At 73.9% G+C, this 13,024-nt stretch carries 12 protein-coding genes; 4 read left to right on the top strand and 8 right to left on the bottom strand.

All coding sequences use genetic code 11. The features are described from left to right. Positions 1-49 precede the first annotated feature (49 nt). Positions 50-1,417: an MFS transporter gene (locus tag ACGFQC_RS22820; RefSeq protein WP_393288581.1), complete on the bottom strand. Its 1,368-nt coding sequence runs from the start codon at positions 1,415-1,417 to the stop codon at positions 50-52. 245 nt (positions 1,418-1,662) lie between these two features. Here ACGFQC_RS22820 and ACGFQC_RS22825 point away from each other — a divergent pair, with 245 nt between their 5' ends. Further along, the gene (locus ACGFQC_RS22825; RefSeq protein WP_363086722.1) at positions 1,663-2,667 is read left to right on the top strand and encodes a helix-turn-helix domain-containing protein; all 1,005 of its coding nucleotides are present in this window, start codon (positions 1,663-1,665) and stop codon (positions 2,665-2,667) included. A gap of 768 nt (positions 2,668-3,435) precedes the next feature. Here the strand turns inward: ACGFQC_RS22825 and ACGFQC_RS22830 are convergent. The 4 genes from ACGFQC_RS22830 to ACGFQC_RS22845 form a co-directional block, all read right to left on the bottom strand. Next, positions 3,436-3,957, bottom strand: a complete 522-nt coding sequence (locus tag ACGFQC_RS22830) for an ATP-binding protein (protein WP_363086926.1) — start codon at positions 3,955-3,957, stop codon at positions 3,436-3,438. A 629-nt stretch (positions 3,958-4,586) separates the two neighbouring features. Then, on the bottom strand, positions 4,587-4,853 hold the full coding sequence (locus ACGFQC_RS22835) for an acyl-CoA dehydrogenase family protein (RefSeq protein WP_393288583.1): 267 nt from the start codon (positions 4,851-4,853) through the stop codon (positions 4,587-4,589). Positions 4,854-5,041: 188 nt separating this feature from the next. Beyond that, on the bottom strand, positions 5,042-5,554 hold the full coding sequence (locus tag ACGFQC_RS22840; RefSeq protein ID WP_363086724.1) for an EF-hand domain-containing protein: 513 nt from the start codon (positions 5,552-5,554) through the stop codon (positions 5,042-5,044). Between the two features lie 109 nt (positions 5,555-5,663). Continuing rightward, positions 5,664-6,041, bottom strand: a complete 378-nt coding sequence (locus tag ACGFQC_RS22845) for an STAS domain-containing protein (RefSeq protein ID WP_363086725.1) — start codon at positions 6,039-6,041, stop codon at positions 5,664-5,666. 371 nt (positions 6,042-6,412) lie between these two features. Between ACGFQC_RS22845 and ACGFQC_RS22850 the strand changes: the two genes are divergently transcribed. Both ACGFQC_RS22850 and ACGFQC_RS22855 read left to right on the top strand, forming a co-directional pair. Beyond that, the gene (locus tag ACGFQC_RS22850) at positions 6,413-6,997 is read left to right on the top strand and encodes a sigma-70 family RNA polymerase sigma factor (RefSeq protein ID WP_363086726.1); all 585 of its coding nucleotides are present in this window, start codon (positions 6,413-6,415) and stop codon (positions 6,995-6,997) included. Then, positions 6,994-8,274 (top strand): zf-HC2 domain-containing protein, encoded by a 1,281-nt coding sequence (locus tag ACGFQC_RS22855; protein WP_363086727.1) that lies wholly within the window; start codon positions 6,994-6,996, stop codon positions 8,272-8,274. Before ACGFQC_RS22850 ends, ACGFQC_RS22855 begins: the two co-directional genes overlap by 4 nt. Positions 8,275-8,347: 73 nt before the next feature. On the opposite strand, the gene purU is transcribed toward ACGFQC_RS22855, so the two are convergent. Both purU and ACGFQC_RS22865 read right to left on the bottom strand, forming a co-directional pair. Then, a complete protein-coding gene (gene purU / locus ACGFQC_RS22860; RefSeq protein ID WP_363086728.1) occupies positions 8,348-9,232 on the bottom strand; it encodes a formyltetrahydrofolate deformylase in 885 nt (294 codons plus the stop codon). Positions 9,233-9,298: 66 nt separating this feature from the next. Continuing rightward, a complete protein-coding gene (locus tag ACGFQC_RS22865) occupies positions 9,299-9,799 on the bottom strand; it encodes a hypothetical protein (RefSeq protein WP_363086729.1) in 501 nt (166 codons plus the stop codon). Positions 9,800-9,917: 118 nt separating this feature from the next. On the opposite strand from ACGFQC_RS22865, the gene ACGFQC_RS22870 reads away from it, so the two are divergent. Next, positions 9,918-11,255, top strand: a complete 1,338-nt coding sequence (locus tag ACGFQC_RS22870) for an ABC transporter substrate-binding protein (RefSeq protein ID WP_363086730.1) — start codon at positions 9,918-9,920, stop codon at positions 11,253-11,255. Between the two features lie 28 nt (positions 11,256-11,283). Here ACGFQC_RS22870 and ACGFQC_RS22875 read toward each other — a convergent pair whose 3' ends face one another. Continuing rightward, positions 11,284-13,002, bottom strand: coding sequence for a hypothetical protein (locus ACGFQC_RS22875; protein ID WP_363086731.1), 1,719 nt, complete (start codon positions 13,000-13,002; stop codon positions 11,284-11,286). Between the last annotated feature and the right edge of the window lie 22 nt (positions 13,003-13,024).

Genomic DNA, 13,024 nt, shown 5'->3' on the forward strand with positions numbered 1-13,024 from the left:
CCGTCCCCCCTGCCGTCCCCCCCCTCCCCCCCTGCCGTCCCCCCTGCCGTCAGGCCACCGCGGGCGCGGCGGGCGCGAGGGGTCCCGTGGGCCTGCGCCTGATCACCAGCGCCATCAGCGCCGCCGCCGCGCACAGTGCTCCCGAGGCGTACCAGACCACGTCGTACGAGCCGAAGGCGTCGCGGGCCACGCCGCCGAGGAAGGCGACCAGGGCCGCACCGATCTGGTGGGAGGCCAGGACCCAGCCGAAGACGATGGCGCTGTCCTCGCCGTAGTGCTCGCGGCACAGGGCCAGGGTGGGCGGGACGGTGGCGACCCAGTCGAGGCCGTAGAAGACGATGAAGAAGATCATCGGCGGGTGGACCGTCGGGGCCAGCAGGATCGGCAGGAAGAGGAGCGAGACGCCGCGGAGCGCGTAGTACACCGCCAGCAGCCGGCGCGGTTCGAAGCGGTCCGTGAACCAGCCGGAGGCGATCGTGCCGACCACGTCGAACACACCGATCACCGCCAGCAGGGAGGCCGCCGCCGTGACGGGCATGTGGTGGTCGTGGGCGGCCGGCACGAAGTGGGTCTGGACCAGGCCGTTCGTGGAGGCGCCGCAGATCGCGAAGGTCCCGGCCAGCAGCCAGAACGGGCCGGTGCGCAGCGCCGAGAACAGGACGGTGACCGCGCGCCTCGCCGCGCCCGGCACCGGGGCCGGCTTGGGGACGAACTCCGTCGCCCCGTACGGCTTCTGGCCCACGTCCGCCGGATGGTCGCGCAGCAGCAGCCAGACGAAGGGGACGACCGCGAGGGCGGCGAGGGCGACCGTCACCGCCGCCGGGCGCCAGTCGTGGCGGGTGATCATCCAGGACAGCAGCGGCAGGAAGATCAGCTGGCCGGAGGCGGAGGCCGCGGTGAGGATGCCGCTGACCAGGCCCCGGCGCTCGGTGAACCAGCGGTCGGTGACCGTCGCGGCGAAGGCGAGGGCCATCGAACCCGAACCGAGGCCCACGAGCAGGCCCCAGCACAGCAGCAGTTGCCAGGCCGCCGTCATCCACACCGTCAGGCCGGAGCCGAGCGCGATCACGGTCAGCGCGACGGCCACCACCCGGCGGATGCCGAAACGATCCATCAGTGCCGCGGCGAAGGGCGCGGTGAGCCCGTAGAGGGCGAGGTTGACCGACACGGCCGCGCCGATCGTGCCGCGCGACCAGCCGAAGTCCTCGTTCAGCGGATCGATGAGCAGGCCGGGCAGCGAGCGGAAGGCCGCCGCGCCGATGATCGTGACGAAGGTGACGGCGGCGACGAACCACGCCCGGTGGACGCGCGGCCGCTGCCTCCCGGCACGAGGAGCCCCGCCGGGGGCCGCCCCCACCGCCTGGGGGACGCCCGCGTCCGGCACCCCGTCCGCCTCGGCACCGGTCCCCCCGGCCATCTCGACCTTGTTCACCTCGGCCCCGGTCGCCCCGGCCCTGGTCGCCCCGGCCCTGGTCGCCTCGGCCCCGGTCGCCCCGGCCATCTCGACCTTGTTCACCCCGACCCTGTTCACCTCGGCCCCGGTCGACCCGGCCCCGGTCGCCCCGGTCCCGGTCATGTCTGTCTGAGTCACGTCATAGAGCTTCGGGTCCGCGACCACCCGGAGCGAGTGGCCCGAAGGCCGATGTTCGCTAGGATCGGGCCATGAGCCCCTCCTCGGGCTTCCGCCCGCACCGCGTCGTCGTCCTCGCCCTCGACGGCCTGCTCCCCTTCGAACTGGGCATCCCGCACCGCATCTTCGGCCGCCCCAAGGACCCCGGGGGACGACACCTGTACGAGGTCGTCACCTGCTCGGTCCGGCCGCCGGGGCCGGTCGAGACGGACGCCGACTTCGCCGTCCAGGTCGCGCACGGACCGGAGGCGCTGGCCACCGCCGACACCGTGATCGTCCCGGCGTCGTACGAACTCGGCCCGGTCTTCGAGGAGGGCGTCCTGACCGACGACCTCGCCACCGCGCTCGCCCGCATCCGCCCCGGCACCCGCCTCGCCTCCATCTGCACCGGCGTGTACGTCCTGGCCGCCGCCGGCGTCCTCGACGGCCGCCCCGCGACCACGCACTGGGCCGACGCCGCCCGGTTCCAGCGCCTGTTCCCCGACGTCAGGGTCGACCCCGACGTCCTCTTCATCGACGACGGCGACGTCCTGACCTCGGCGGGCGTCGCCGCCGGCATCGACCTGTGCCTGCACATGGTGCGCCGCGACCACGGCACGGCCGTCGCCAACGAGGTCGCCCGCCGTACGGTCGTACCGCCGCACCGCGACGGCGGGCAGGCGCAGTACATCGAGCGGCCGGTGCCCGATCCGCAGCTGTCCGGGACGACCGCGGCGCGCGCGTGGGCGCTCGGCCGCCTCCACGAGCCCATCCAGCTGCGGGACATGGCCGCCCGGGAGGCCATGTCGGTACGGACGTTCACCCGCCGCTTCCGCGAGGAGGTCGGGGTCAGTCCCGGCCAGTGGCTCACCCGGCAGCGCGTCGAACGCGCCCGGCACCTGCTGGAGTCCACCGGCCTCTCCGTCGACCAGGTCGCCCGGGACGCCGGCTTCGGCACCGCCCAGTCGATGCGCCAGCACCTGCAGGCGGCGCTCGGGGTGACACCGACGGCGTACCGGCGGACCTTCCGGACGGAGAGCGGCGCCGTCAGAACGTGAGGACGCCCCGTGGCGGCAGCCCGGGATCCGGTGGAGACGGGCACCGCGCAGGGCCGGAACCGAAATCCCGAACAGTTGTCCACAGGTTGTGGACAAGAAGGGCGATGCACCTCCCCGCTCCCCGCGAGGCCCGAGTCGCCTCCGGCATCCCCGGCGCCCCGGCGTTCCGGTGACGCCGGAGGCGGTCCCTGACGGACACCCGGGACACCCGGCGGTCAACCGCCCCCGAGTGCACGCCGGATGGCGGCGCGCCGCCCCCGCTCTCGACCGCGCTCGAGCGGGAGGTACCCCCGTGCCGCCCCGAGCACGGCACCGCGCACCACCATCCGACTCGGCGTACCCGCCCCGGTCTCCCCGGCCCTGAGCGACCCGACGCCGAATCACGACCCACACTCGGCGAGGGCTCCCGTCACCGGAACCCTCGTCGTCCCCTCGCGGCGAATCGCTGCCCACAAGCGTGATCAAACGGACACCCGACGTCAACACCCGATCGGCAATTTGTGACTTACGTCCGATTTGAACTGGGCGCGCACGGAAGCACGTCCGGGCGCACCGCCGCCCTCCCCGGCCGGACCGACAGCGCTTTCTGCACCCGTGCACCGCATCCCGCGCACCGTTCGGCTCCGTCCACGCCCGCGCCGTCGCCGTACGCCGGGACGCGTCCGCCCGCCCCGCTCTGACGCGCCGCCAGGGCGCACCCGGTCGCGCCGGGTCACGTCCCGCCCGCAGGTCTACGCAAGTCCGCATCGGCCCCCGGACACGGCCGCGTCACACGGCTTCGTACGCGAACCCGCCGTAGGCCGGCGCACGGAAGGCGCCGGTCCCGCCCTCGGCCATTCCGCCGCGGTCCACCACTCCGCCGCGGTTCGCCGCGCTTCCGCGGTCGGTGTCCTCCAGCGGCAGCGCGCAGCGGTCGAGTTCGCACCAGACGCGCTTGCCGGGACCCTCGACGCTCCAGCCCCAGCGGTCCGCGAGGCCGTCCACGAGGGCCAGTCCACGGCCGCCCGTCGCCCCGTCACCCACACAGCGGGGCACGGGCGCCCGGCTGCTGCCGTCGACCACCTCCAGCCGGACGGTGGCCCGCCCCGCCTCGACGTCCGGCAGCGAGAGCCGCAGCACGGCCGGACAGCCGGTGTGCACCACGGCGTTGGTGACCAGCTCGGAGACGAGCAGGATCAGCGTCTCGGCGAGCGGCTCGTCGGCCCCTATCCCGGACCCGGCGAGGCGCGAACGGGCCCATCGCCTGGCGCGACCCACTTCAGCGGGGTCGGGCCGGATCTCCAGCTGCACTTGAAGCACCTGCACCGCTCACACCATCCGAACCGGCGGACACATGGCCGCGCGCCACGTGAGCCACGCAAGCCACGCGAGCACCATGACGACGAGGGCCACGATCGTAGCCATTTTCCGCATGGCCAGAACAACAGCCAGAGGCGGAGTGACGGAACGTGATTCCCTTACGAGACAGCTTGGTTGACATACAGTCACCTCAACAAGCGCTTCGGGCATATTCCAGCGCGAAGGAGTACGCGTGCGGCATACTGTGCGACGCTTGTCGCGGAGAGTCGAACAGGCCGCGATCCCGCGCCCGTCCGGCCTGCGAGCAGGCACGCGCACCGTCGGATCCGGCACTGCCCGGGGGGCACCACCGGCACGGCTCACGCTCGTAGCCACTCGCATCACACAGAAGGTACCGGAGCGACCCCCCGACTCCAGCCCGTGACGGGTCACGCCTCGGCCACAACCACAACTCACGCTCCGTGAACACTCCGTGCCACGATCAGCGACACGAATCCCGGCCGACGCCCGTCACCGCAGGCCGACGCCTTCACGAGCCGTCCCGGACGGCAGGCCGCACACCGGCAATCCCTCACTCTGCGTACCGCATCCCACACGTCACGCACACACCCGGTTCCGCCTCAGCAGCAGGTGAATCCCGTCCCGCCGCACACCTGGAGACGGTCGCGCACGCCACGCACGGCGGCCTCGTCGGCGCGGAGCCGGGCCGTCGCGATGCCGGCGGGGCCGACGGTGCGGACGGCTGTGTGGACGGCAGCCCGCGCCGCCCCCACCCGCACCGGCGGATCCGCGCACAGCTGTCCGACGGCCCGGAAGGCCCCGATCGACTGTCCGAACTGCTCCCGCGCCCGGGCGTGTTGCACGGCCGGGCCGCACGCGCGCGTGATGCAGGGCCGGCCCGCACGCGCGCGCGTGGCGCCACCGAGCCGCCCGGCCGCGGCGAGGGGGGCGGCGACAGGCCTGGAGAGGGGTGCGGGGGCAGCCCCGCGACGGGACCTCTCAACTCGCCGAGCCGGGCAGGCGGGCGGGTGCGCGGGAAAGGACGGGGTCCGGGGCGCGGCACCGCCGCGGCCGCCTACTCCGGCACGGTGAAGTAGCGGGCGAACGCCGGTACGACCTCCGCCTCTCCCACCTTCCCGTCCGCGTCGGCGTCCAGCACACCCGCGGCCCCCCGGGCCGCCTCCTCACCGGCACCGAGCGCCCTCAGCACCCGCACCGTGTCGTCGACCGTGGTCCGCCCGTCCCCGTCCCCGTCCGCGACGGCGAGCGCCGCGTGCAGGAACGGCCGGGCGATCTCGGCGAACCGCTCGGGATTGTCACGGAGCCGTTTGACCGCCCCGCCCACGAACTCGTGGCGGGTGATGCGCTGATCCCCGTCGCGGTCGGCCATCCCGGCCATGCCCTGCCAGAACGCCTCGGCACCGGCGTACAGCGCCTGCCCCCGGTCGGACCGGGCCGGCACTCCGAACTCGGCGAGTACGGCCTTCGCGGCGGAGGCGAAGTCCTCGCGGTCGATGTAGCCGTTGCCGTCCTGGTCGAAGGTGGCGAACCGGTCGGCGATCCTGCGTTCGTACTCGCTGCTCACCATGTCTGTGGGCCGCCTCACGTCATCGCGTCGGGTGTGGGTGAACTCTCCGCAGGGGAGCGTACGACGCCGACGGCCCCGGGGCGGAGCCGGCCGGACCCTGGGCCGGACCTCAGGCGGACAGTGGCTCGGTGCCGTCCACGGCCTCGGCGACATCGCCGTACACGTCGAACAGCCGGCGCACCCCCAGCGCGCCGAGGACCCGGTTGACGTGGGAGTCCTCGACCGCGCCGCGCGCCGGCAGGATCAGCCGCAGGCGGCCCCGGCAGGAGCGGATCAGCCGCCGGGAGGCGATGAGGACGCCGACTCCGCTGGAGTCGCAGAAATGCACCTCGGAGAGGTCCAGGACGAGGCTGTGGTGGCCCTCGGCCACTTCGTCGTGCACCCGTTGACGCAGCAACGGGGACGTCACCAGGTCCAGTTCGCCCGACACCCGGAGCACGGCCCATCCGCTCCGTTCGCCGACGGTCACTTTGAAAGCCACCCACACGCCCTTCGTCCGCCCGAACGGAAGCCGTCCCTTCGCTCCCTCGCAGCGCGGCTGCCCAGCGGCCGTTCCCCGAAACTGCGAGCAAAAAACAACCAATTCGAGAAAGCGGCTTGTTCCGATCGCTATCAGTCCTGTTCGATCTCATAAGAACAAGACTCAATCAACACCGATCCAGCCTGATCACCGGCAAGTCGGGTAGGCGCGCCCGGAGCATGCCTTTACCACCCTCCGAAGCGCAGGGGGCGCACATTGCGCCAAAGGGGCGTGCGTCGCCGGACGTGCCGACTACATTCGAGGAGACGATGCACTCAGGCTGGACAGGGACAGGTCCCGGCGGGGGCGCCGGGCACGGGCAGGACCGAGGGGGCCGCATGGCGAAGAAGGACGCACCGCCCCGCTGGGACCGCAGGATGCAGCAGCGTCTCGCGCGCGGGGAGGCCGCCGCCCTCGGTGAGCTGTACGACCGGTTCGCTTCGCTCGTGCACGGCCTGGCCCACCGCGTGCTGGAGGACGAGCGGGCCGCCGACGGCGTCACCCACGAGGTCTTCGCGCACGTGTGGGAGCACCCGGACTCCTACGACCCCCGGCAGGGCCCCCTGCGCACCTGGGTCGCCGACCTGACCCACCACCTGGCGGTGCAGCGGCTGCGCGCCACGGAGACCGCGGCGCTCGCGCCGGACGGCTCCGGCAGCACCGAGGAGCTGGAGCACAAGGTGCGTCACGCTTCGGTCGCCGCCCGCGCCGACTACATCGTCCAGTCGATGCCGGCCCCGCTGCGCGCCGCCCTGGAGCTGGCGTACTTCCAGCGCCGCGACTACCGCCAGACCGCCGCCGACCTCGGCGTCACCGAGGACGAGGCGCGTCGGCGCCTCCGCCTCGGCCTGCAACTGCTCTCCACGGCCCACGACGCCGCCGCCCCCGGCGCCCCGCCCGGACGCTACGGGGGTGCGGCATGACCGAGGACCGGCTCCCCGAGCACACCGGAGCCAGCCGCCTCCCGCTCCCGCGGGCCTCCGTGGCGGACGGCGGCCTCCCGCGGCCCGCTCCGGCACCCGCCGCTCCGGCACCGCCGCGCCTGGAACACCCGGTGCTGAAGGCGCTGTTGGGAGCCTGGGCGCTGGCCGCCTGCTCGGCCGAGGAGACCGCCGCCGTCGAGGACCACCTCGGCGACTGCGGGGCCTGCGCCGACGAGGCACGACGGCTGCGCGAGGCGGTCGGCCTGCTCCAGCGCCCCGACAGCCTCGACCTGGATCCGGGCCTGCGCACCCGCGTCCTGGAGAGCTGCCTGGACCGGCGTCCGCCGCGCGTCCCGGTGCCCGACTGGGCGACGGCGTACGACGCGGAGACCGCCCGGCTGGACGCGCTGCTCCAGGACTTCGGGGACGCGGAATGGCACGCACCCGTGCGGCTGCGCTGGTTCCGCGGCCAGGACGCCACCAGCCGCCGCACGACCGTCGCCGGGGTCATCGCCCACCTGCTCGCGGTGGACGGGCTGGTCGCCGTCGCCCTGGGACTCGACGATCCGCTGGGCCCGGCCACGGGCGGCTCCGCGGTCAAGCCGGCCGGCACGCCCGCGGAGCGGACGGAGGCGTTCTGGGAAGCCTCGCGCCTCCCGCCGACCCGGTCCGTGCGCGGCCCCTGGCGGGAACAGGCCCACGCCGTCGTCCGCACGGTGTCCTTCGGCGACGGGGGCACCTCCCGCACCGGCGAAGCCGAACGCGGCGAGGACCCCGGCACCGTCGCGGTGTCGTACGGCGACTTCGAACTGCCTCTGCGGGACGCGCTGGTGGACCGGGCCTTCGAATGCTGGGTGCACGCCGTGGACATCGCCGAGGCCGTCGACTACCCCTACGACCCGCCCGCGCCGCGCCACCTGCGCGGCATGGTCGACCTCGCCGCCCGGATGCTGCCGACCGTCCTCGCCGAACGCCGCCGCGCGGGACTGGCCGGACCGGGCGACCACAGGCACCTGGTGACCGCCGGCCGTCCGGGCCGCAGCCTGCGGCTGGAGATCGAGGGACGGGGCGGCGGCGAGTGGTTCATCCCGCTCGACTCCCCGGCCGCGGTGGGCTCCGCCGACCACGAGGTGGCCCATGTCGCCCTGGACGACGTGGAGTTCTGCCGGCTCGCGGCGGGCCACGTCTCCCCGGAGGAGGCGGCGGCCGGCCAGCTGGGCGACCGGGCGGCCATCCGCGACGTCCTGTCCGCGGCGGCGTCCCTGAGCCGGATGTAGGAGCCGGGAGCCCACCCGGGGCGGAAGCGGAGCCCGGCGGCGGCACAGCTCAGCGCAGCGGCGGCACAGCGACCTACGCGAAGACGACCGTCCGCCGCCCGTTCAGCAGGATCCGGCGCTCCGCGTGCCACTTCACGGCCCGTGCCAGCGCCTGGCACTCCACGTCCCGCCCGACGGCCACGAGCTGGTCCGGCGTGACGTCGTGCCCGACCCGCTCGACCTCCTGCTCGATGATCGGTCCCTCGTCGAGGTCGGCCGTCACGTAGTGGGCCGTCGCGCCGATCAGCTTCACGCCCCGCGTGTGCGCCTGGTGGTACGGCTTCGCGCCCTTGAAGCTCGGCAGGAACGAGTGGTGGATGTTGATGATCCTCCCGCTGAGCTGCTTGCACAGGTCGTCCGAGAGGACCTGCATGTAGCGGGCCAGCACGACCAGCTCGACGCCCTCCGCACGGACGATCTCCAGCAGCCGCGCCTCCGCCTCGGCCTTGTTCTCCTTCGTCACCGCGATGTGGTGGAAGGGGATGCCGTACGAACCCACCAGCTCGGCGAAGTCGGTGTGGTTGGACACCACGGCCGCGATCTCCACCGGCAGCGCGCCGGTCCGGGCGCGGAACAGCAGGTCGTTCAGGCAGTGGCCGAACCTGCTGACCATCAGGACGATGCGCATCTTCTCGTCGGCCCGGTTGATCTGCCAGTCCATGTGGAAGGCGTCGCCGATCGCCGCGAAGCTCGCCCGCAGCTTGTCCACGGTCACCGGCGACTCCGCCGAGAAGTGGACGCGCATGAAGAACAGTCCCGTGTCGTGGTCGCCGAACTGCTGACTGTCCTCGATGTTGCAGCCGGTCATGAACAGGTAGCTGGACACGGCGTGCACGATGCCCTGCTTGTCGGGGCAGGACAGCGTGAGGACGTACTGGTCGGCGAGGCTCGCCGTGGCGCGGGTGGACTGCTCACTCATGCAGCACAGGGTCTCATGACAGGTCGCACCCGCAGGAAATCCGTCCGCAGGGCGGAATCCCGTCCGTCACGCCGTCCGCGTCATGATCCGCAGCACCTCGAGCGTGCGCGGCGGGGCGTCCGGCTCCTCGCCGTCGGCCACCGCCATGCGCACGTGGGCGTCGCGCGCCGCCCGGACCGCGTCCGGCCAGCCCTCGTGCTCGACGTAGGCGGAGACCGGGGCGTCCGGCCCGACCTGGTGCATGATCCGCAGGACGCGCAGTACGGCGGTGTCGACGAGCGCCGCCTCCTGCGAGTCGCGGAAGATCGTGCCGACGTACTTCTCGGCGGACCAGTTGTCGAGCCAGGTGTCCTCGACCAGGCGGTACACGGCGTCGGTGACGTCACCGTACCCGTCCACGCCGGCCAGCCAGACGTCCCGCTGGAACACCGGGTCGGAGAGCATGTGCAGCGCGGAGCGCACATTGCTGCGCCAGCGCCACCACGGCATGTCGTTGAGTGGCATGCCGCCCATGGTGGAGGAGCGACGGCCGCGACGGGAAGAGTTCTCCGAACCTTGCACGGTCATCGATCGTACGTTTCCCCGCCCCGCGGGCGGCGTCGGCCCCCGCAATTCACCTCCCCGTCACTCCCCGTTGACCGTGGGTCACTCCGAGGTTGGCCGTGTGGCGGAATCGTGCGGAAACATGACCGGCAGGCAACGCACGCGAAGCACCTTCCTCCTCAGGTTCCTCCGCCCCACCAGGTCTTTCACCACCACCGTCCGGTCGGCGGGCGCCCTCGTGGCGTGTGCGTCGCTCGCCGCCGGCTGCGGGCTCGTCCCCGGTGCCACGGGGGGCTCCGAGGACGGCTCGATCGTCGTCATGACCTGGGCGCCCGAGGGCACCGCGGCCACCAACAAGCCCGGCATGCCCGCCTTCGCCCGCGCCTACGCGCGGTGGGTCAACGCCAACGGCGGGCTGAACGGCCGCAAGCTCGAGGTCCTCACCTGCAACGACCACAACAACGGCGTGGACGCCGCGAAGTGCGCCCGGCAGGCCGTGAAGGCGGGGGCGGTCGCCGTCATCGGCTCCTACAGCCAGCGCTCCGACTCCTTCCTCCCGCACCTGGAGGGCGCCGGCATCCCCTACATCGGCGGCTACGGCGTCACCGACGCCGAGTTCACCAGCCCGCTCTCCTACCCCGTGAACGGCGGCCAGCCGGCCCTGCTGGCCGGCCTCGGCAAGGAACTCGCCGCGGACTGCGGCCGCGTCGCCCTCGTGCGCCCCGACACCATCGCGGGCGACACCCTGCCCGCCATGCTCGACGCCGGCCTCACGGCGGGCGGCCACGACAAGGCCGTGGACCAGCTGGCCGCGGAGGACGCCACCGAGTACTCGGCCCAGGCCGACGCCGCCCTGGAGGAGGTGACCGCGACGAGCGGGACCGGACAGGCCGGCAAGGGCGACGGCGGGTGCGTGGTCCCCGCCCTCGGCGACCGCACCGGCACCTTCATGGACTCCTTCCGGCGCGCCCGCGAGGACCACCCCGACGTGAGCACCGCCACCGTCCTCGGCAGCGTCGACCAGACGGTCATCAACTCCACCGGCGGCGCGTCCAGCGCCTTCGAGGGGGCGTACGTCACCGGTTGGTACCCGGTGGCGAGCGACCCGCGCTGGGACTCGATGAAGAAGGTGATCAGCGAGAGCGCCTTCTCCGACACCCGGATCGATCCCGCGGACACGGGCGTGCAGACCACCTGGATCGCCTACACCGTGTTCAAGAAGGCCGTGGAGTCGCTGGGCGGCGGCGCGGTGACCGCCGACACCGTCACCAGCGCCCTCGACGACGGCCTGCGGATCGACACGGGCGGGCTCACGCCCACCCTGCGCTGGGGGTTCACCGACCAGCTCGCCTCGATCGGCTTCCCGCGCCTGGTCAATGCCCACGTGACCCTGCAGACCGTGAAGCAGGGCCGGCTGGCGGCGGCCAAGAAGGGCTTCGTCGACGTCACGAGGACGCTGGAGAACGCCGACGTCGACTGAGGCGACGCCGGCCGGTCCCCTCCCCGGGTCACAGCTGTGTCGGCTGCCGCTCCGTCAGTCCGTACGTCTTCGCGATCGCGTTCCACAGTTTCGCGGCCTGCGTCTTCTGGGCGCTGGCCGTGCCGCTCGCGCGGTTGGCCTCCTGCGTCCGGCCCGTGCCGCGGGCCTGGCCCTTCTTGCAGAGCTTGCCCTTGTCGGCGGCCACCTGGTCGGCCCAGGCCGCGTAGTGGTCGTCGGCGGAGGCCGAGGCCTGCCACGCCTTGGTGAGCGCGGCGGTCAGCGCGGCGTGGTCCGGCAGTTGGTCGACGGCCAGGCCGGACAACGAAGTCACCAGCCCGGTGCGCTGCTTCGCCGCCTCCCGCAGGTCGGCGGCGGCCTTGGCGAGGTTGTCGCACCTCTTCACGTCGGCGACCGCGCTGATCACGGTCGCCCGGCTGCTGCCGCTGTCCGCGAGCAGCTTGTCCAGGGCGATCGCCTGCTGCTCGGCCGCGTCGGCGGACGCCGAGGCGGAGCCCTCGGCGGCGGGCTGCGACGCGGCGACGGTCTTGTTGTCGTCACCCTGCTCGTCACCGCCCCCGCCGGAGAGCAGGGCGCCCGCGCCGACCCCGACGACGACGAGGGCCACGCCGACCGCCGCGAACAGCGGCACCCTCGAGCCGCTGCGGCCGCCGCCCCGGTGGTCGTCGCCCCGGTGGTCGTCGTCGCGCATCGCGCGCCGGCCGCCGGAGCCGCCGCCGGGCGGCGTGTACGAGGGCTGGGCGTGGGCGGCGGGGCGGGCGCCGTAGCCGGGTGGCTCCGGCTCCGAGAAGCGCGGCATCTGCTGCGTGGACCCGGCCGGGCCGTCGTCGGCGGGGCCGCTGCGGAAGAGGTTGTCGAACTCGGCGGGCGGCTGCTTCTCGCCGGCGCCGTACGGGCCCTGGCCGGTCACCGGCGGGATGTACTGGGTGGCCTCGGCGTCGGCGTGGGAGCCGTGCTGCCCGCCGTGGGCGGCCCGCAGCCCCGGACCGTGCCGCTGGGCGCGGCCGAGGACGTGGGTGGACTCCGAGGGGGACTCGGGCGGCAGGGCGCCCGGCGTGACCGGCGGGAGGTACTGCGTCGCGCCCTCGTTCCCCGACCCCGGCCCCGGTGCGGGGACGGGCGGTATGTACTGGGTGGCCCCCTCGTCCAGCGGCACGGACGCGGAGACCGGCGGTATGTACTGGGTGGCCCCCTCGTCCAGCGGCACGGACGCGGAGACCGGCGGTATGTACTGGGTGGCGCCGTCGGCCGTGGGAGGCAGCGGCGCGGCCGGCACGCCGTGGCCGTACGACGGCGCGGGGGCGCCCTCGGGCGGCAGCGGGCCGGCGCCCTGACCGGGGCCGGGCTGCGGTGCGGCCCGCCACGCGTCGGGGCCGGTCGGCTGCGGGGTGTCCCACTGCCGGTCCCCGCCCCACTGCTGCTGGTCCGCCGGGGGCGGCCAGGCCTGCCCCGGCTGCTGCCCGGTCCCGTGCCCGGGCTGCTGCCCCGGCTGGTACTCCGACTGCTGTTCCGGTCCCCAGGACCGGTCCCAGGTCTGCCCGCCGGCCGGCGGTCCCGCCGACGGCGGGGGCGACGGCTGCCGGCCGTACTGCTGCTGCCCGGCGTGGGGATCTCGCCGCGGGCCGCTCGCCGTGCCCGGCAGCAGGGGTTCCCCGCCGTCGGAGGGCAGCACGATGCCTTCGCGCGCGGGCCGCGCCGAGGGCTCCTCGCCCTGTCCACTCTGCGTCACCGGGACTCCTACTGATGGGGGA

This window comes from Streptomyces sp. NPDC048734, assembly GCF_043198675.1.
Taxonomy (GTDB): domain Bacteria; phylum Actinomycetota; class Actinomycetes; order Streptomycetales; family Streptomycetaceae; genus Streptomyces.

Bases quoted from the DNA above. Each gene is read 5' to 3' on its own strand.
- purU (WP_363086728.1), bottom strand. From the start codon at position 9,232: ATGAGTGAGCAGTCCACCCGCGCCACGGCGAGCCTCGCCGACCAGTAC.
- ACGFQC_RS22850 (WP_363086726.1), top strand. From the start codon at position 6,413: ATGGCGAAGAAGGACGCACCGCCCCGCTGGGACCGCAGGATGCAGCAG.
- ACGFQC_RS22825 (WP_363086722.1), top strand. From the start codon at position 1,663: ATGAGCCCCTCCTCGGGCTTCCGCCCGCACCGCGTCGTCGTCCTCGCC.
- ACGFQC_RS22855 (WP_363086727.1), top strand. From the start codon at position 6,994: ATGACCGAGGACCGGCTCCCCGAGCACACCGGAGCCAGCCGCCTCCCG.
- ACGFQC_RS22820 (WP_393288581.1), bottom strand. From the start codon at position 1,417: ATGGCCGGGGGGACCGGTGCCGAGGCGGACGGGGTGCCGGACGCGGGC.
- ACGFQC_RS22840 (WP_363086724.1), bottom strand. From the start codon at position 5,554: ATGGTGAGCAGCGAGTACGAACGCAGGATCGCCGACCGGTTCGCCACC.
- ACGFQC_RS22865 (WP_363086729.1), bottom strand. From the start codon at position 9,799: ATGACCGTGCAAGGTTCGGAGAACTCTTCCCGTCGCGGCCGTCGCTCC.
- ACGFQC_RS22870 (WP_363086730.1), top strand. From the start codon at position 9,918: ATGACCGGCAGGCAACGCACGCGAAGCACCTTCCTCCTCAGGTTCCTC.